The 18,306-nt window shown below is 59.1% G+C and carries 23 protein-coding genes; all 23 read right to left on the bottom strand.

Annotated elements, in window-relative coordinates; translation table 11 throughout:
- Nucleotides 1-32 precede the first annotated feature (32 nt).
- Nucleotides 33-377 carry a hypothetical protein gene (locus tag BFW87_RS17570; protein WP_078741019.1) on the bottom strand — a complete coding sequence of 115 codons (345 nt, stop codon included), beginning with the start codon at nucleotides 375-377 and terminating at the stop codon, nucleotides 33-35.
- The gene (locus tag BFW87_RS17565; protein ID WP_078741018.1) at nucleotides 374-1,438 is read right to left on the bottom strand and encodes a hypothetical protein; all 1,065 of its coding nucleotides are present in this window, start codon (nucleotides 1,436-1,438) and stop codon (nucleotides 374-376) included. The genes BFW87_RS17570 and BFW87_RS17565 overlap by 4 nt, the downstream gene beginning before the upstream one ends.
- Before the next feature lie 50 nt (nucleotides 1,439-1,488).
- Nucleotides 1,489-1,701 carry a hypothetical protein gene (locus BFW87_RS17560; protein WP_078741017.1) on the bottom strand — a complete coding sequence of 71 codons (213 nt, stop codon included), beginning with the start codon at nucleotides 1,699-1,701 and terminating at the stop codon, nucleotides 1,489-1,491.
- Nucleotides 1,694-2,050: a hypothetical protein gene (locus BFW87_RS17555; RefSeq protein ID WP_078741016.1), complete on the bottom strand. Its 357-nt coding sequence runs from the start codon at nucleotides 2,048-2,050 to the stop codon at nucleotides 1,694-1,696. Before BFW87_RS17555 ends, BFW87_RS17560 begins: the two co-directional genes overlap by 8 nt.
- The gene (locus BFW87_RS17550; protein ID WP_078741015.1) at nucleotides 2,047-3,045 is read right to left on the bottom strand and encodes a pyocin knob domain-containing protein; all 999 of its coding nucleotides are present in this window, start codon (nucleotides 3,043-3,045) and stop codon (nucleotides 2,047-2,049) included. Before BFW87_RS17550 ends, BFW87_RS17555 begins: the two co-directional genes overlap by 4 nt.
- A 218-nt stretch (nucleotides 3,046-3,263) precedes the next feature.
- On the bottom strand, nucleotides 3,264-3,992 hold the full coding sequence (locus tag BFW87_RS17545; RefSeq protein ID WP_078741014.1) for a hypothetical protein: 729 nt from the start codon (nucleotides 3,990-3,992) through the stop codon (nucleotides 3,264-3,266).
- The gene (locus BFW87_RS17540; RefSeq protein WP_078741013.1) at nucleotides 3,993-4,382 is read right to left on the bottom strand and encodes a hypothetical protein; all 390 of its coding nucleotides are present in this window, start codon (nucleotides 4,380-4,382) and stop codon (nucleotides 3,993-3,995) included.
- Nucleotides 4,382-8,098 (bottom strand): TipJ family phage tail tip protein, encoded by a 3,717-nt coding sequence (gene gpJ, locus BFW87_RS17535; protein ID WP_078741012.1) that lies wholly within the window; start codon nucleotides 8,096-8,098, stop codon nucleotides 4,382-4,384. Before gpJ ends, BFW87_RS17540 begins: the two co-directional genes overlap by 1 nt.
- 60 nt (nucleotides 8,099-8,158) lie before the next feature.
- Nucleotides 8,159-8,767: a tail assembly protein gene (locus tag BFW87_RS17530; RefSeq protein WP_078741011.1), complete on the bottom strand. Its 609-nt coding sequence runs from the start codon at nucleotides 8,765-8,767 to the stop codon at nucleotides 8,159-8,161.
- A gap of 33 nt (nucleotides 8,768-8,800) precedes the next feature.
- The gene (locus tag BFW87_RS17525) at nucleotides 8,801-9,439 is read right to left on the bottom strand and encodes a tail assembly protein (RefSeq protein ID WP_078741010.1); all 639 of its coding nucleotides are present in this window, start codon (nucleotides 9,437-9,439) and stop codon (nucleotides 8,801-8,803) included.
- A gap of 33 nt (nucleotides 9,440-9,472) precedes the next feature.
- Nucleotides 9,473-10,246, bottom strand: a complete 774-nt coding sequence (locus BFW87_RS17520; RefSeq protein ID WP_078741009.1) for a C40 family peptidase — start codon at nucleotides 10,244-10,246, stop codon at nucleotides 9,473-9,475.
- Nucleotides 10,247-10,248: 2 nt separating this feature from the next.
- Complete coding sequence (locus tag BFW87_RS17515; RefSeq protein ID WP_078741008.1) at nucleotides 10,249-10,932, bottom strand: phage minor tail protein L; 684 nt, start codon at nucleotides 10,930-10,932, stop codon at nucleotides 10,249-10,251.
- Between the two features lie 59 nt (nucleotides 10,933-10,991).
- Nucleotides 10,992-11,330: a phage tail protein gene (locus BFW87_RS17510; protein ID WP_078741007.1), complete on the bottom strand. Its 339-nt coding sequence runs from the start codon at nucleotides 11,328-11,330 to the stop codon at nucleotides 10,992-10,994.
- 27 nt (nucleotides 11,331-11,357) lie between these two features.
- Nucleotides 11,358-12,548, bottom strand: coding sequence for a phage tail tape measure C-terminal domain-containing protein (locus BFW87_RS17505; RefSeq protein ID WP_078741006.1), 1,191 nt, complete (start codon nucleotides 12,546-12,548; stop codon nucleotides 11,358-11,360).
- 63 nt (nucleotides 12,549-12,611) lie between these two features.
- Nucleotides 12,612-12,866 carry a hypothetical protein gene (locus BFW87_RS17500; RefSeq protein WP_078741005.1) on the bottom strand — a complete coding sequence of 85 codons (255 nt, stop codon included), beginning with the start codon at nucleotides 12,864-12,866 and terminating at the stop codon, nucleotides 12,612-12,614.
- A 29-nt stretch (nucleotides 12,867-12,895) separates the two neighbouring features.
- Entirely contained in the window at nucleotides 12,896-13,246 is a 351-nt protein-coding gene (locus BFW87_RS17495; protein WP_078741004.1) for a phage tail assembly chaperone family protein, TAC, read from the bottom strand.
- Between the two features lie 8 nt (nucleotides 13,247-13,254).
- The gene (locus BFW87_RS17490; protein WP_078741003.1) at nucleotides 13,255-13,746 is read right to left on the bottom strand and encodes a phage tail tube protein; all 492 of its coding nucleotides are present in this window, start codon (nucleotides 13,744-13,746) and stop codon (nucleotides 13,255-13,257) included.
- Between the two features lie 84 nt (nucleotides 13,747-13,830).
- The gene (locus tag BFW87_RS17485; protein ID WP_254865904.1) at nucleotides 13,831-14,028 is read right to left on the bottom strand and encodes a hypothetical protein; all 198 of its coding nucleotides are present in this window, start codon (nucleotides 14,026-14,028) and stop codon (nucleotides 13,831-13,833) included.
- Nucleotides 14,029-14,073: 45 nt separating this feature from the next.
- The gene (locus BFW87_RS17480; protein ID WP_078741001.1) at nucleotides 14,074-15,084 is read right to left on the bottom strand and encodes a contractile injection system protein, VgrG/Pvc8 family; all 1,011 of its coding nucleotides are present in this window, start codon (nucleotides 15,082-15,084) and stop codon (nucleotides 14,074-14,076) included.
- A 9-nt stretch (nucleotides 15,085-15,093) separates the two neighbouring features.
- The gene (locus BFW87_RS17475; RefSeq protein ID WP_078741000.1) at nucleotides 15,094-15,306 is read right to left on the bottom strand and encodes a tail protein X; all 213 of its coding nucleotides are present in this window, start codon (nucleotides 15,304-15,306) and stop codon (nucleotides 15,094-15,096) included.
- Entirely contained in the window at nucleotides 15,299-15,682 is a 384-nt protein-coding gene (locus BFW87_RS17470) for a phage tail protein (RefSeq protein WP_078740999.1), read from the bottom strand. The genes BFW87_RS17475 and BFW87_RS17470 overlap by 8 nt, the downstream gene beginning before the upstream one ends.
- Nucleotides 15,682-17,439 carry a phage tail tape measure protein gene (locus BFW87_RS32000; protein ID WP_176159768.1) on the bottom strand — a complete coding sequence of 586 codons (1,758 nt, stop codon included), beginning with the start codon at nucleotides 17,437-17,439 and terminating at the stop codon, nucleotides 15,682-15,684. The genes BFW87_RS17470 and BFW87_RS32000 overlap by 1 nt, the downstream gene beginning before the upstream one ends.
- Before the next feature lie 127 nt (nucleotides 17,440-17,566).
- A complete protein-coding gene (locus BFW87_RS17460; protein WP_078740998.1) occupies nucleotides 17,567-18,139 on the bottom strand; it encodes a phage tail assembly protein in 573 nt (190 codons plus the stop codon).
- Nucleotides 18,140-18,306 lie beyond the last annotated feature (167 nt).

The raw sequence follows: 18,306 nt of genomic DNA, 5'->3' as shown, positions 1-18,306 counted from the left end.
TTAGTCTGGGCGATCTGAATGGGCGAGATCGATCAGATCTCGCTCGCAAGCCTGTTTTCTGTGCCGGGCGGTTCAGCCGACGGAAACCTGACGTCGCCGCGAGTGAGGCTCAGAACCATCGGTTCCGAGGGCGTACGTATGGCCTCGGGGCTGTCCCATTTCACAGGGAACTTGAGCGTCAGGCTAATCACTCCCCCTACCCGTTCAATGGGGTCGGAGGCCGAAAACCAGTGGTTGTTTATTGCAGATGCGGGGAGCCGATGGCCCTCCGGAATGGCGGATAGATCAATTTCCTCGTCGTTCAACCACAGCGAATCTCCGAACACCGTGGCAACCAATGTTTCGTTGGTCAGAAAGGGAAACAGTTTGATGTTCATGACTTCCAATACCCTGTTATGCATACGCGTATCGCGCCGAATCGCTGAGCAACTTGCCCGTTACGCAAAACGAACGCCACGGCCGAAGGCGATATCGCGTATTTCGCAATGACACCGTAATAGTCCCAAGAGGTAGAGGGCTGGCACTGAACATCGATGCTGACCCTCCCGTAATCATCAAAGGCGACCGGCAACTGGACAACCGTGTGCAACGTTCCAGCAGCAGGGAGTTCAACATCCGGAATGACGGAGTTGGTGAGCACCGTAAAACCATTCTGGAACCTGGCGACTCGCCAGGTGCCGATGTAGTTGCTGTCCATCAGCCCCGGGCCACCCGCGACTTGAGAGAGTGCATTTGCGCTGGTGTAGACCAGCGCCCACTCAGACCAGGCGCTGCCGTTGAAAAACCGCGTGTAGTTGGAGCCGCCGATGTGCAGGTTCTGCGACGCCGTGTTGGCATCCCATGAATGAACCTCAAGCAGCCCACCGTGCAGGCTGGGCCATCCTGCAGGGCGCGTCCCGCTCGCCTCACTGGTCAGCTGAAATGTCGAGAGTCCGCCCCCTGTGGCATTGCCTATTTGATCAATGTTGCCGGCGAAGTAGTTAGCGCCGGCAAGGCCGAACGTTCCCTGCCTGATTACCCTGCTCCAGGGGCTCCAGGCGGAGTCGTGCCAGCTTCGAGTAAACATCACACCGTTATTGCCGGCGTGATGAAACGCTTGAACGGCGATTTGAGTCTTGCGCGAACCAATGCCGCGCGTCTCAATGTTCCACCACACCGGTCCGTCACTGCCGGGATAAAGAACAGGCCAACCCAGTGCGCTGGCCTGTGAATCACTGCCGCTGTAGCCATAGCTCGTTCCAATCGGCTGGGTGTTCGCACTGATTGCGCCCACGTTCACTGATTCGCCCACGACTCCCATCGCCTGTAACTCAGCCCGAGCGATGCGGGTGTCGTACAGCTCCTGAGTCATGGCATTGATTTTGATATTGGCGCTACGGGGTGTATCACCGCCCACACCTGTCGGTGTCGCGCCCAGGTTGATTTCCTGTCGTGCCATCGGACTCTCCATAGTCAGGGCAAAAAACTTCTATTGGCGGCTGCCAAGCCTCAATGCCGAGGCTTTTCGCCCAGCCGGTAGATCGTGGCGCGCGCTGCATTGCGGCCAGCCTGGATATCCGCTGGCATCGGCGTGCCTTCCTCCATCTGGGCCAGCGCGTACCAATCGCTGTCCCTCAGATAACTGCGAGCCAGGTCGAGGGTGCGCTCATCGTCCAGGTCCTGAACGCTCTTGATTTTTTCCAGCTTGCTAATGTCAATCATGGGAAATGCCCTCGACCGGCTGCTGCGCCAGCGCTTGAGATACGGGAGGTGTCGGCACATCAACAGGACCATTTGCCGACACGTGGATAATCATGGGTTCGGCGGGGTTGCGCAGGGACGCGGGAGCATCCCACGTGACCGGCAACTTGAGCGTCACACTGAGCACGCCGTTGATGCGCTCTATGAAGTCGACAAAATGCTCACATGCCGTTGCCGAAGCGGGCAGTCGATAACCCTCTGGAACGCTGGAAAGGTCTACCACCTGACGGCAGACGGTCATCACCTCATCTTCGACAGACACCGACAACGGCTCGTCAGTCAAAAAGGGGAACAGCTTTATCTTGATCATTTCCAATAACCCCACACCGTGACAGCCGGTTGAAACGCCTGAGTTCCGGGCCCGTTCCTGATAATGATATCGACGGCCGCAGTGCCATTGACGTAGCAGTTCAAAGCCCCGTAGTGGTCATAGGTGTTTTGCGGCTGCGCATTGACAAAGACCCGACCGGTTCCGGGCACGATCGCCACCGGCATCGACACCGTCACCAGCGTCGGCTGGTTCGGTGGCAGCGGCGCCGTAACCGGGCCCACGCCCTGGATACAAATCTGCCCGTTGGCGTATTTGCTGACGGTCCAGCCACCCACGAGCGTCTTGCTCATCAGGCCGGTCTCCGTGGTCGGATCGTTCAGTGCATTGGCCGCCGTAAAGACGCGGGCCCACGCCGTCCACGTGCCGTTTGCGTTGACCCTTCTGAACAGGGTGTTGGTGGTGTCCGGGTTAACCCATTCCTGGGCCGAGTATTGAGCCGACAAATATTTATGCGACAAAAAACCATAACTGTTCGGCCCGTTCGGACCCGGGATGTTATTGCCGTAATACTCGCCGGTGGCTTGTACAGTGTCCGCACTGGTCGTCAGCAGCTTTACAGCACCGCCGTAGCCGAAATCACCGGCCTTGACGAGCAGCGTCCAGGCCTTGCCAGCAGTTGCACCTTGCAGGAATTGCCGCTCCCACGTCTGGTTTTCCAGCAGGCTGTAGGCAATTTGCCTGACATACCCGCCCGGCGCCGAGACCATCTGAATGATGAAGACGTAGGGGTACGGCAACGACACGCCCCCATTACCAAACATGAACAAGCCGTTGACGACGGGCAAAGCGTCGGCGTTATCGGTGGGGTTCATGGAGATAGGTTGATTCATCCCCCAGCCAGTGGCCTTGGCCAAGCTTTGCGCTTTTGTATACAGCTCATCGGTCATCGCATTGATCTTGATCATTGCACTGCGCGGCGTGTCGCCGCCGACGCCACTGGGGCGTGTGCCTATGTCGATCTCTTGTCGTGCCATATGAATCACCTAAAAAAAGAGACAAAAAAACCCGCCTCACGGCAGGGTTTGAATAAGTTTCGGTTATCCGGTCAACATTGCAGACGGCCTTACAATGCCTTCGAAGTTTAAGCAGGTCAGTTTTCCAGGCAAAAACCTCACGGTTTATCAGCACTCGCAGTGTCGACATAAGCAAAGCCATGACGCACACCGCATCCAAAAGCGATACATACCAACCATCAGTTATAGTAACGCTCAATGGGAAACTTGCAGATCGGAATTGAAAAGTAGGTAACACCTAGATTATCAACATTTATTGAGTCTCCCAATGTAGACCGCTGAACCGAAATTTCTACTTTACGCACATTGCCGGTCATTATATGAAGTGACGCATACTGTGCATGATTGACAAACCAACTCACACCACGATCCATGCTGGACACGCTGACGAACTCATCCGGCGTCATTACAATGCCACTGTCCCAATTATTGAAAAAAGTGGACGGTTGCGAATACGTCCAGCTTTTTGTGAAGCGGCCGTATTTGACAACTCGATCACTTGACGAGAAAGACACATTACCGTCTCCTTCATAAATTTCCATTCCATAAGCGCTGGTGCTTTTATGGTCAGAATATTTGCAGGACACAAACTCCATAAGGTGATTTTGCAGGGACTTTCCTCCCATGGCACCTGAAGTGACTTTAAACCCTGTCCAGCTCCCGGGTGCTCCCAGCAAGGTGGTATACAGGCTCAGGCTGATATGACTAGGCGTCACAATCCTTAGAAAAACCTGTGGCGGTTCCTGAGTCAAAATCGGCTTGGCAAAGTAGAAAACACCATAACCGGGTGCGTCGGTGTAACGTGACTGAATTCTAAACTCCCCCCTTTCCGAAAACACCAATACTTTGCTATCGCTGCCGATAACAACAGCACCCCCGCCATTTACCGCAGAAAGCCCGAAAGACATTTATGCCACCCTCACCACTTCGACAACGCACTCAACCGTTCTCGCCAGCCAGTAATACTTGAACCGATGCCCGTCATACACACCGTAGTTCAACCAAGTACGCAGGCCTATCCTTGTCCCTCCCAAATCGACATAAGTAGGAAGAACGGGCCAACTGTCCGAAATAGTCTGATCATACCCCGCATACTGTCGGGGCGTGATAATGACAAAACAGTTGGCCGGGTCATAACCGGGTACGTCCATGGTTAGATCATAGGCAGTCTTGAAGCCTGCACCACCGCTGCTAATGGCTGGAACTATTTGGGATGCAAGACGCTTGATAGTAAAGTCTTCCATGCCCAACGTTTTGATACCGTGGTCATCGAATACATTCAACCCGTACTCAGCCATTACGACAACCTCCCGACCACCGTGCGCTTCACGCCGCCCGCATCGAATACGGCCAACCCATCATTATTAAGTAACGCTGAGCCCCCGGCGCCGGCACTACGAAGGGTGAAAGTGCCCGATTTAACATCAATTTCCAGAAGGGGATTGCCATTAACGTCCTTGGCTTCAGACCGGAGCGTCATACCCAAAACAATATTTTGAATAAACGCGGTATTAATCATCGCCTCGTTGATAAACACCTGCCCGCCTTGCACCACAAACGGAACCTTCAGCCCTCCCCCTGTCTCGTCGACAATCGAAAACCGCTGGGCATAAGCAATGATTTCGGAGGTGTCGCCATCAGCCCCCAGCGCAAGGCCTGCCATTACCTTTTTACCTGCGCTGGTGGTCTCAACTTTAAGCGTTTTCATCGCCGAGACCTTGCCACCGGTGTCCACCAACACTCGATTGGTTTCCTGTATGGCGGAGGCGTTTTGACCTGAAACAGCCCGGACACTTCTAATGTCATCCGCCTGAACTTTATCGGCAGAAACCAATACATTGACTTGTTCGCTGAACGTCGCTGCGTTGTTATTAACCTTGGCATCCAGGGTCGTCACTCTCGAGGCCAACGCCTGGGTGAGTGTGGCCGAAGTGGTGGCCACTTCCAGGATGCTCGCTGCGTTTTGCCCTACCTTGGTCTCGAGTCCATCCGAACGTTGTGATTGAGCGAAGTCTCGCTCAGCAATGGCCGACATCAGGGACCAAACGCCTACAGATGCTGTGTCGTCACCGGCGTTACTTGTTTCATCCCCAGCGGATTCTGATTTTGCCAATGCGTAGACGCCGTCCAGCTTCTCGGCGGTGGCTTTCACCTTTCCATCCACCTCCGCGACCGCACTGGAGTTCTTGCTGATCTCCAATGCCATTGCAGCATTGGTTTCAACAATAGTCCCCATGTCGAACCAAAACCTGGGGTTCGGTGGGGGCATGTTGGAGGCAACCGGGTTGACCGCTTGGAACAGATGCTGGCCCTGACGAACCATGTCACCTTTGGCATACGCCTTCGCGGCGTCATATTCCAGGGTATCGGAGACTTCAGCGATCAGGTCTTGAAGTTCTTTCTTGGCTTGCGCCAGACGATCATTGACCGAGCCCGGCGCAGTGCCGCCAATCAGATCAATTTCCTGACGCAAGCTTTCGTACAACGCGCCCTTGCCAATGGTATTGGCGAAGTATTTTTCGTAATCCGCAGGATCGGAACTCGCGTGGCCATTCACAGCCCCTGCTACCGGGTAGAAGGGCCCGATATTGCCCGTTCGGTCCACGAGCCGCGCCCAGAAAAACAGTGAAGTGCCGGCTGCCAACCCCATCAAAGTCACATCAGTCTGCGGATACGCGTAATCCCCCAGCTTGGTCGCCTGCGCCAAATCGGCAGTCTTCCCGTACCAGATTTCCGTGCGCTGCAAATCCGCCGTGCTCACATCTTGCGGAATCTGCCACTTCACTTTGATCGCAAACACCAACGACTCGGTCGTCAGCGCCGCAACGGTTGGCGGCAAGGTGGTCTTGCCGTTGAGCAGCGTCTCGATGGACTCGCTGTACAACGAGCCAATGTCCAGCGCGTTGATCGCCCGCACCTTGGCGACATAACGCCCGGCGTAAATACCCGAAACCTCAATCGACGTGCCACCGGTACGCCCGGCGTAGATCCACTCGCCATCGTTTTTACGCCAGTACGCTTCGAAGGCAATCGCATTCGCCGGGCGTTGCCATTCGATGGTCATGACGTTGACCGCACTGCCCTGCTCGACAAAGTGGTCATTGCTGACCGTCACGCCGGTTGGCGCTGCCTGCACGCTGGGTGGAATGACGGTGACTGGCGGGCTGTCGATTTTCGCGCCGTTGTCGATTGCGGCGAATTTGCTCGGCACGTGCTTGACAGCGCTGAGGCTGTACTTGATTTCGTTATCCGAAAAGTCCTCGGAAATCGACAGTACACGGAACTGTTGCAGGGCCAGGGTCGCGGAGTCGATGGCCCAGATCGATTGCGCCGGTGGCACGTCGTCAAGCCGGGTTTGCAGCACAACCTGTTGCTCGTTGGCGTTCCCCGCGCTGACCGATTTGACCACGCGAGACACCGCCTTGCCGTTAGGCATCACCAGGGTAATGGTGTCACCGGCGGCGGCCGTCACTTCGGCATCAAGGGTCAGGGTGTCGAGCGTTGCATCACGCAGGCGTCCGCCAATGCGGCGCCCGGCGCGGTCGTTGTCGGCCACGCGAATGATCTGGCCGGGGCGTGCCAGGGTGCCGTCGAGGCCCACCGAGAAGGTGACGCTTTCGGTCTCCAGGCGGTTGGTCAACAGCGCCCATTTGCCGATCCGCTGGGCCTGGGCCTGGGAGGTGCAACCGGTCGCGCTGATCTCGGTTTGCTGGATGCCATAACGCGCAATGCCTTCCGCGTCGTCGACGTACTGCACCTTTTGCCGGTAGAAGTCGGTCGGGTCATTCCAGCTGACCAGGGCCACGGTGTAGCGGGTCTTTTTCGCCGAACCGCCATACACAAACTGGCCGCCGATCACGTTGGCGTTGGAGTAGGTGTACACCGGATCTTCCGGCATATCCGCCACCGCCATCACCGAACCTGCACCCCAATAGGACATGCCCCGGAAGGTGGTCGCCAAGTCTTGCAATACCTTCAAGGCATCGGCGCGTACCGACAGGTAGAGGTTGCAGGTAAAGCGCGGTTCGGTGCCGCCTTTGCCGTCGGACACGGGCTGGTCGCAATACTGCCCGATGCGGTACAGCTCCCACTTGTCCACCTGGCCGGCATTGAGCAAATGACCGAGGCCATAACGCTGGTGCAGCAGCAGGTCGTAGTAGATCCAGGCCGGGTTGTCGGTCCAGGCGGATTTGAAGGTACCGTCCCAGACCCCGCTGTAGGCGCGGGTTTGCGGATCATAGTTGCTCGGCACCTTGATGATGCGACCGCGCAATTCGAACGAGCGCGAGGGAATCGATTGAAACTGCGCGGCGTCAAATTGCAGGCCGATCAGCGCCGAGCCCGGATAGCGTAACTTGGCGTCGATGATCTCGGTGGACGACTCCACAGTAGTGGTATCGGCAATCGCGCCACTGGTGGAGTTCGGCGTAATCCGTCGTACTCGCAGGGTCCAGCTGCTTTTGGCGGGCGGCAGGTCAATGCGGTGGGAACGCTCGTATTTCGTGGTGGTTTTACCGCTGAACGCGGCCGCCAACACCTGTACGAAGGTACCGCCGTCGGTAGACAGATCAAACGCGTACTGCACCGTGTAGCCGTTGGTATCACCATTGCTGGTGTTGGTCTGCGACAGGCGCGTCACCGCCAGGCGAACGCGCACGGCCGACAGCTGCAGGTTGGAATAGGACTTAGTCCACGGCTGATCGCTGCGCAGCTCGATGGACACCGGGCTTTCGTTCTCCACGGCGGGAAAGCCGGGGATGTGCGTCTGATCCTGGCTGCCGTTGCGGGTGTCGAGCGTCACACCACTGAAGTTGAGGCTGCCGTCTTCGTTGGCCAGGGGCGTCTCGTCGAGAAACACCGAGCGCTTATCGTTTTTCAAACCGACAATCTCGCCTTCGCTGACGAGATCGAGGATACGGGCATAGGCCGTACTTTGCAGGCTGTCTGGCGCCTCCACGGAGGGACGGGGCTTGGAGCCACCGCCTTTACTGCCAGCGAGAGTGAGGTCAGTCATGGCTTTCCTTCAGGCGAAATAAAGCCCGCACTGCGGCGGGCTGGTTAAAGAGGGTTAACGTTAGAGTTGGTCTTGGGCGTAGATCCCGGCGCTGATCACGGAACTGCCGACGATCAACTGACCGTAGAGCAAGCCGACCGGGTTGCCCTGGGCACTGGTATTGACCGGACCATTGAAGCTGTAACTCGGGCGGTTATTGGGGCTGTCCTGGGCACTCAGCCCTTTGGGCGGTGGCGACAGCATTTGCATGACGCCTCCCATTGCCATGGACGCGCCAGCCATCATCATCATGCTGGCGGCCGGGCCGGTCAGGTAACCGAACGGGTTGAAATACGCCACCGCAATCAGCACCGCACCGATGATCGTTTGCAGCCCGCCGGCACGTTTGGAGCCGGTCAGTACCGGCGCGATGCGAATCACATCTTTGCCCAAGGGCTTTTGAATATCGTCTTCGGCGATGTTGCGTTTGCCATTGAACACGGCAAAGCGCAGGCCCTTGTCAGCACTCTGCAGCATGTAGCGTTCAAAGCCCGGAAACTGTTTGAAATAGCCCATCACATCCCTGAAACCACCCGAGGTGGTCACGCGATGCTCTCGGCCGAAAAGCCTGGCGAGCGAGCCTGACAACAGGACCGTCCGCATTGTGTGTTGTTGAATTGCCACTCCCATGAGCCCACTCTCCTGATCATTTTCAAACGGTGGCTAGAGTTGATCTTGCGCGTAGATACCGGCACTGACCACGGCACTGCCCACCGTCAGCTCCCCATACAGCAAGCCCACCGGGCTGCCCTGGATAGTGGTATTGACCGGCCCGTTGAAGCTGTAGCTGGGACGGTTTTCCGGACGGTCCATGGCGCCCAGCCCTTTGGGCATCGGCGACATCAATTGCATCGCACCGCCCATGGCCATGGAGATCCCCATGCTCGCGGCAAAGGTCCAGCCGGTGGTGGAACTGGCGCCGATCAAGGTGGAGGCGGAGCCGCTGCCCCCCGCAGCCAGGCCACCCGAGAAGTACGACGCGGCCACGATCAACGCCACCCCGATGATGGTTTGCATCGATCCTGCCCGCTTGCTGCCCAGCAGTACCGGCGCAATCCGAATATCCGACGTGCCGGACGGCGCCCGGAGGCGATCCTGCCCAATATTTTCGCGCCCCAGAAAAATCGAATACGTCACGCCCTTGTCCTTGGACTCCATCAGGAATCGCTCGAACCCGGGTACCAGAATGCACAACGCGTGTATCGCTTCCGAAGCGTTCCTCACCGCCAGCCGGTGCACACGCCCGAAGCTCGCACCGAGGCTGCCATAGAGGCGCACCGTCCTGACTTTTTCTTGATGCATGGCATCCTCCAGGCAAATAAACCGCCCATGTGATTAGTGTTTGAGCCGTTGGCGATGTCGCCAATAGCCCACCGTTACCTCGCCCCAATAGCCGCCATAGGTGTCACGTTTGCTGTCGCGGCCGTACAGGTGATGCAGGATTGAGCCAGGCGCCGGGTAATGTTCGGGCTCGCTTTGCAGCACGCCATCAGCCAGGTAAATCGCGGCATGGTTCGGCACCGGCGAGCGAATTTGCATCAACACAATATCGCCGTGCTGCAATTGGCCGACCGGTTCGAAACCGGCAGCCGGCAGGTTGTCCAGGTACAAATTGCCGCCCTTGTCCCACCAGCCGTCTTCACGTTGGTAATCGCCCAGCTCAATGCCCATTTCCCTGCGGTAGTAATCGAGGATGATGCTCAGGCAGTCATGCACACCATGGGCGAAGGCGCGGCCGATCAAGGGCGCCTGATAACCGCTCGGTGTGAGACTGGCCCATTCGCCTGTGCGAACAAGCCCGTCATCGCCCTTGCGCACCTCAACGATGTGCCAGGGCAAGCCCGAGGCTTCGCAGGCCACGCGATCAGCTTCGCTTGGGGCCGCCGGGCAGTCCGGATGGCTGTGTATCACCGCCAGGATTTCGCCACGCTCCTCGGCCGCCGCGTAGTCCTCGGGGGCCAGGCGAAAATGTTCGCTTGGGGTGCTCGCGGTATTGCGGCAAGGCACATACACGCGCTTGCGGCCTTCGCGAATCAGCAGGCCACAGCATTCATGCGGGTAGTCCGCCACGGCGTGCCGTGTGATTGCCGCCAGGTTGATCTTGTTCATGCTCAGCTCCGCAACAGGCCCGCTGCCGGAAAGGAACCGTAGGGCAAAGGGTTGTTCTCGCCGAAACGCAGTTTGCAGCTGCTCAGCCGCCCACCGCATTTGTCCTTGGCGGCATCCGTGACGATCACGTCATTGGCATCCGCCACCGGCCCGCCGTTGTACCCGCAGTAAGGGCCGCGATAACCGCCGCAGCTGAGCCACCAGCACACGTTGGCGACGATTTGCCGGCGTGGCAGTTGCACGCCGTTGAAATCCAGCGCGCTGGCCAGCTCGAACTTCACCGTCTCGCTGCTCTCCGCGACTTTGCGCTCTACGTACCAGATGTCCGGCGGCAGCTCTTCTTCCGGGTCTGCTTCGGGCTGGCCATCAAGGTACTTGCCGAGGGTGCGATGGCGGATCAGCCGTGCGCCCACCAGGTCTTCGAAATACAGCACCAGCGCCGTAATAAAACCGCCGACGTTACCCACGGCCAGGGTCGGCGTAGGTTGCGTGCCCTGCCCCGACATTTCAAAACCTTCGGCCTGGATGGGCCAAGGCGAGTATTCATGACCCTGCCAGAAAATCGGTGACTCCTGGGGGTAGCCATGAAACCGGTACAACTCGGCGCCGAGGGCGGTGGCGTCGAGCTCGAAAAGCTCCACCCAGGCCCCGGGCTCCAGGGTCTGGATATCTGCTGTGATGGACATAGGTTTCTCCGGGCAAAGAAAACCCCGCATTTGGCGGGGTGTGGGGCGTCGCCTCGACGCTAGGGGTGAAAGGCCTGCTCGAACGTCGCCGTCAGGGAATAGACACCGGCGCCCATCGGCGTCGGTTGATACCCCTTGCAGCGATACAGCGCGGGGCCCGCCAGTGGCGCCGTCCAGCTAAACGCCTTGGCACCGGCGTGGCGGTCGAGGAATTCGACAATCGACTGAATGCGCGCCTCGTCGCCGACAAACGTCAGCGGCCAGGATTGGGTCTTGTTGTTGATGCCGTCCGCAGCGCTTTGCTGGTAACCATCGCCGAACTTGGCCGTTTTCAGGCGAAACTCGACGCTGCCGACCGGCTCCACTTTGGGTACCCACGTGAAGGTTTCTGTGCTCATGTTTTCTCCAGGCTTAGCCGTGGGGGGTCAACGACCGTTGATGGCCGACCAGATCTGGCCGCCGGGCTTGAGGTCACGTGCAATCTGTTCGGCAGCGCCCTGACGGGCAGAACCTGCGTAGGCACGCGCAACATTCTGGGCATTGGCATCGGTGCCTGCGCCCTGACCGTCGGCAACGTTGATGGTTTGTTGAATTACCACCTGGTTGCTGCTTGCGCTGCCCGCCGAGCCCCCGCCCAAGGCACGTACGCCCAGGGAGCCGTCGGAACCACGGCTCAGGGGCATGATGGCTTCGGGGCCGGCTTCGCCGAACAGGGCCATGGGGGCCACGGTGGGGCTTGTCGCGACGGAGTTGGTGAAAGCGCCGCCTTTGGCAAATTTGGCAGGTGGCGAATACCTCAGACCGGACGCGTTGAGTTCATTGGTATAACCAGGGGGCCCACCCCCTGCACTCGCCCCCGCGGAGGGAGTCAACCAACTCATCACGGCCGAACTTGCGATACTGAACAACGAACTCAGTGCACTCGAACCGGCAGTTTTCGCCGCCATCATCGCCATGTCCTTAAGCACCGATTTGGCGAAATCAGAGAAGTTGAATTTACCGGTGGTAGCAAACGTCAGGACTGCATCGTCCATCTGCTTGAAAGCGCCGGCGAACATCGCTTTGGATTGTTCCGCGGCAGTTCCCGAGCTGCTCACATAATCCTTGAACGCGCTTTGAGCGCCTGCGCTCCAATCATCGACCAGTTTGGTCATGGCGGCGAAATTGCCCTGGACCTTTTTCGTCTTGTCATCATCCAGAAACGCAAAGCCTGCTGTGTCATCGCCTACGTCCGGTGCAGGAACATCTGCGTACGGCCCGCCCGCTGGAAACTTCAAACCCGCGCGGTCGGTATAACTCGACTGCCCCTCCAGCGAACCTGCAAAATCACGCTGCGCCCCCTGGCTCTGCTTGAGCACTTCCACCAGTTGCGCGTTTTTCTGGATGAATTTTTCTGCCGCATCCGTGGCCGGGTCATAAGACTTTTGAAAGTCCTTGAACTGGCCGGACGTGACCTGCAGCGCCGCTGCCGCAGAAGCGCTGACCTTTTTAGCGGCGTCCTCGATCTTCTGCTGCATCTCGCGCATGCTTTGTTCGGTAATCCGTGACGCCTTCGCCAGGGCCTGCTCCAGGCTGCCGAGGTTGAGCGTCAGATTACCCTGGGAAGCAGTTGCCATAGGTTTCTCCGGGTCATGGATAAAACCCGCTTGGCGCGGGTTTCAAGGTAAGTGGCGTCGTCCTTAACGCCACTCGTTCATCGCACGTTCGAGTGACAGGCCCCGGCGCATCTCATGGGGCATGAAATCAATCAACTCGGCCGTGCCGCCGCCCAGCCGGTGGGTCTGCAGCGCCACCAGTGCGCTGCCCGCCTCCAGCCGCCTACCGGCGTGCAGGGAGCCATATCGGTCGATATAGCGTCCCCAGGCCAGGGCTTCGTGGTAGGTCATGCGTTCCTTGGCTTCGGCAATCGTGCGGCCGCCGACTCCGTTCAACACCAGTTCGTGCCAGAACTCATCGGCGGCCGTCAGTTCTTTGCGCCAGCGCCACCTGTGCCATTCACCTCATTGACTGCGTTGAGGATCACAAACCCCAACGACGGCTCAAGGCTGTAGGCATCGTCGTAACTCAGCGCCTCATCGCCCTCGGCGCCCAGCATTACCGAAGCGGCGAGGTAACTGGCGTTGCGGCTTTGCGCAGACTCGCCCCCGGTGAAAAGCCGCTCGATCACACCAAACGATTGGCGGCGGATGTGCAGCGTGAAGGTGTCAGTCACTTCCTTGCCGGTTTTGCTGTCCAGGTGTGTCCAGCTGACGTCTTTCTTCACCGGCTGGCCATCAACGATGCCGCCCTTGGCTTTCAGTTGTTTGAGGTTCATGGCATCTCTCAGGCTTTCTTGATCCAGGCGCTGGCGCCGGTACGTTGGATGGTGACGGTGGTGGTCACGACAGCGTTCAGCGCAAAGTTGAACGGGAAGTCCGAGACGTAACCGTCGAAGGTGAACCAGGTACGGGTAGCCGGCAGTTCAAAGCCATCGCCCTTGGTGTTGACGGTCGGCAGCACGTCTTTGCCGTCGGACCAGCCCACCGCCCACTTGACGCCGGTATCGCCCTTGGCTTCGGACAGTTGGTGCAGGCGGATGTGGCTGGCGTTGGTCGGGTCGGCGTTCAGGCCCAGGCTCGCGGTGCCCGGCGTGCGCAGGCCTTTTTTGTAGCTGCGCTCCTCGGCGTTGAGGCTGGTGTCTTCAATCTGTTCGGCCGGCGCACCGCCGGGTTCGAACGAGGTGGCGTGCTCGACTTCCAGCACGGTGTAAGGCCCGGTGCCGGAGACCGGCGGGACGAGGGCAAAGATCTGGGTACCTTGGGTAAGAATCGACATCGAGTGTTCTCCATGAACAATAAAAAACCCGCTCATGCGGGCTGTAGTGGGTGCAACAGATGAAAGGCGGGGGTCGAGGCTGAATCAGGGCGCCGGTTTGCCATCCAGATAAGGCGGAGCATTCGGGTCCGGTTCACGGCTCTTGATCAGATCGACCAACGCCTGGTTGCTCTGGGCCAACAACCGTATGGCAGCGTTAAGCGCTGTCTGGCCGTCGGTTTGGGTTTGCAGGGCGGCGATCAAACGGTTGATCGCGGCCAATTCTTCGTCATTCATAGGCATCCTTGCTCCAGTCAGAGGTAGTGCAAAAAACGCGGGGCAACGCGATCAAGTCGACAACCCGCCCGCCGTGATGGCGCTGCGATAACCCGTCGCCGGGTCACCCGTATGCACCACTTTGCTGATCGACCATTGCCCCTGCATGTACGCGGGCCAGGTGTCATCCAGCCGCAGCAGCCCTTCGGCGGCCAGCAGCGGGTTACCCGGGCAATCGATCAGCAACTGCAGGTCCTGGCGCCCTACACGGCGCAATTCGGCTTCGGCCACGCTGCGCGCTTCGGCTTCGTTCTGGCAGGGTTGGCGCAAGGTTTTAAAAGGCGCATTGCCCACCTGCACCACGCGCCGCTTGCCTGCGCCAGCGTCCCACCAGGTGACGCGGCTGCCCTCATATTTGGCGCGTGATTTTTCGTCGAGCGTGGCGGTGATGAAGGCGTGCTCGCCGGGGCGATTGTCGCGGCTCACGGACAACTTCACCTCGGGCAGTTGCTGAAGGCTGATCGACTTCAACTGCCCGGCTTCGGCCAGCACATACAGCTCGTTGAACGGTTTGGTGATAGCGCTGTAACGCTTGGCCAGGCGGGTAATAAACGCCATATCGCTTTCGTTGGACTGGTCGATATGAGGGATCAAAATACCTTCGAGCGCAGGCGCTACTCGCGGTGAAAAACCGTGACGGCTGACCAACTGGCGAAACAACGCCCCCAAGGTTGTCGGCCCATGACTGGCGGACCGGCGTTGGCGGTAACCGGTAGCGTCCACCCTGCTGAAGGGCGCAGCGGTTGCCACGACCAACAAGCTCATGGGGAATAGCCTCGGCGTTCGCTGGGTGACCACGAACTCGCCCTTCTCGACCAGCCCCGTCTCCCGGTACCCGGCGCGCAAGCCGATTTTGCCACTGAAGCTGGGCAGACCTTCGAGCCCCTCGATATTGAGCGTCAGCTCAAGCCGGTCACTCTCGCCACCCAATGCGTCAGTGTGGCTCCAACGCATCAAGCGCTCATTGAGCAGTGCCGCGTTGGCGCCGTAAAACTCCACCACCGGCGTAAATCCCTGTGCCATGTAACCTCCTTAATCCCAGGCCAGAACGGGGCGTACGGCACTTGGCTGCGTGGACAGCTCGGGCACAATGACCCACACGCCAGCCGGCAGCACCGGGCCATATTCGGAGAGCTCAGGGTTCAGGCGCCAGAGGGTTTCCTCAGCGGCGTCATCACACCGCCCAAGCTCGCGATAGAGCAGCAGGTTGACCGAATCACCGGCAATACTTCGTACTCTACGCATTGACGAATTCCTCCAGCTCAAGGGACCAGGTCATGACCATGGCCGTGCCGTCGTCGATCACATTGCTCTGGTTTTCCACCACCGAATTGATCCGCCACAAGCCCCAGTTGCGCCCGATACCATCGACCAGAGGCAACGGCGCCCGCGTGTTTTGCAGGGCGCGCAATTCGTCCAGCCGCTGCATGCCGACCGCGTACATCGCGGTGCCGCCAAAGGTGAGCTTTTCCAGCTTCTGCCCGCTTTGGCGCGACAAGGATTTGCTCGCAACAATCGTCAAGTCGCTCCAGCCACCATCGCTGGTACGGCCCAGCGTGGAATAGGCAAAGCCTCGGGCCAGGCCAAAAATAAAGTCGCCCAGCACCATTTGCTGTCGCATCAATCACCTCCTGGGTCGGCCAGTGCCGCGTTGCGCCGGATACCGAGCGTGTCGGTGACCATCGGCATGCATTGGAATTGCAGGGCTTGAATCACCTGGTTGACGACCTGTTGGGCATCGGCCGGGTTGACGCCGGTGATCTGGATGCTCGGCGCAATAGAGACCTGAACGCTGTCGCTTCGCGCACTGTTGATCTCTTTGCTCACCGCACCTGGCGCGGGCAAACGATCGGTTGAGCCGAACAGCTTGTCACCGAGCCAACTGCCCGCCTCGCTGCCGAGCAAACCACCAATCGCGCCGCCGACAGCGGTGCCGACACCGGGGAAAATCAGGGTCCCGATAGCGGCGCCTGCAGAAGCGCCTGCCCAGGCGCCTCCGGCCGTGCTGAGGCCGGTGCCGACTGCTTTAGCGTCGCCGTTGCGCACGCCCTGGATAACATCCATGGCGGTGTCGACGTACCTCAGTGGGCCAAGGCGGCGAGCGGCGGACGATTCCAGCCGAGTCATGGTGCTGGTCAGGCGCGAAGTCGAGGCATGCGGCAGATTCGCGCCGGGCGGCGCTTGCAACGCAGACGACGGGGGTTGAAACGGGAGCTGTGGTTTAGCCGCGACGTCACCGGGTACCCCGACCACGCCACGTTCCAATGCCTCGATCAAACCAAGGCGTCCGCCAGAACCGCCGGCCGGCCCTTGATTACGTCCGGAGGCAGTCGCCCCGGAAAACGCACCCAGAGACCTCGCGCTTGCCTCCAAGCCGAGCCGTGAGTTGGGCAGAAACAGCTTGCCTAGCTTGTCGGACGCTGTAGACAGAAAACTACCGAGCAAGCCTCTTTTTTTACCTGCCCCTTTGCCCTGGGTTTTGCCGGAAGGGTCACGCGCAAGGTCATAACCCGCCGGCAAAATAATGCTGGGAGGCGCGGGGCTGCTCAGCGACTCACCCGGGCAGCAGCAATCCTTCCCCTTGCCCTTTTCCTTGTCGTAACCACCTTCCTTGAACAGCTTGCCAGCCGCTCCAGGCAACTTGCCCAGCGTTACATCAACCAGGTTGCCCGTCACCCGGTCTTTGATCGTGTCGCCCAAGCCCGAAAAGAATTCGGAAACCAGCGGCACCACCACCGAGGACATCACCGCTTCAGTGGTTTTGAGCGTCTCGGCGGCAGCGGGTGAGCTGCCGGCCCATTCGTTGGTGGCGTTCAGCACATGGGTCTTGGCGCGCAGCCATGTGTCTTCCCCCAATACCGGCGCAGTTTCGAGCGTCTTGGTCAGCTGCTCCTGGCTTTTTGTGGAGGTTTCGCGCCGCTCCGTTATGGACTTTTCCGAGGTGGCTTTTGAATCAAACGTAAGGCTGGCATTCGATTGCTGAAAGGCCGCGACCGGATCAAGACTTTGCGTGCTCCCCAGTGTCAGGGCTTCACGCGTCAGGCGCAGCTCTTGCGATGCGCTCGACGTCACTTCAGTGGATGACTTCTGCTCGGTCCCGGACGGTTCAACCTCCAACGATTTGAGCCGCGACAAGGTAACTTCCAGCGCGTCCACGCTGGTGCGCAACAGCCCCAGGGACAGCGAGAGACCACTGAGTTCCAGGCCCGCGTGAGTGAGCGCAAGGTTCATCGAAGATAACGGCGCGGCCTCTTCAGGGCTTTTGGGCACCAAAGGGCCCGGGTTGACGCTATCGGCCCCCTGGGGGCCGCCTGCGTTGCCAAAAACACCCTGACCGTCCCTGGTCATGGCATAGGCGAGCGAATACGTGTCCTGCATCCCGCTTACTCCTGTTTGACGCCAAGGCGAGTCATCGCAATGTCGTAGCGGCGCAATGCTTTGCCGGAGTCCCAGTCGAGGATTTCCGCCTCATTGACCGAGTAAATCAGCGGCACCACATCGAGGATTACTTCGATGTCGCGCTGCGAAAGAAGTCCGCCGGTTGATTTAAAAAATCGTCGATGCGCTCCTGCAATTCCGTCCAGTCAGGCACGGTCAGGCCAGCAAGATCAGGGATCATCAGGCCAGTGCAGTGAGCGGTGATGAACTCGGCACGGTCTTTATTGGTGGCGAGTTTTTTCATGGCTTTGGTGGCGCGCAGCGCGGGCATTTCCAGGCTCAGATCAGTCAGGCTTCGACCGGCGGCATCGAGCGGCAGCAGCAGGTTCACCTGTTCATACTGCGACGGCTCATCAGCCTTGCCGAGAAAGAACGACGCAGGCAGCGTCGACATTTCATGTACGTATTGCGCAATGCTCACGTAGTCCGGGCGTTTGAGCTGGTCGAGCTCTTTTTCCGACAGGCCGGTGGCGAGTTTCGCCAGTTCAAAGAACTGATCGTCCTCGTCGTCACCGGCCCGGGCCAGCGCATCTTTTTGCGCGGCGTAGTACAGCGGTTTGAGCTGAACCTGCTCGATCGTCGCGCCGGTGTCGGCGGTGATCGGCGAGAGCAGGAGGTGCAGCGGTGGCATCCAGGCCATAGGGCAATTCCTTATTGAAACGTGGTTGATAAGCGATCTGAAGCACGGCGCGGACAGTGTGGGAGCCGGGCTTGCCCGCGATGCAGGCGACTCGGTGGTCTGGTGTACCGGGGCGATGCCATCGCAGGCAAGCCAGCTCCCACAATGACCGTGCGCGCTTCAGATTA

This window comes from Pseudomonas fluorescens (genome assembly GCF_002022275.1).
GTDB lineage: Bacteria > Pseudomonadota > Gammaproteobacteria > Pseudomonadales > Pseudomonadaceae > Aquipseudomonas > Aquipseudomonas fluorescens_AJ.
Note: the sequence above shows the minus strand (reverse complement) of the source record. Positions and strands in the feature narration are given on the sequence as shown.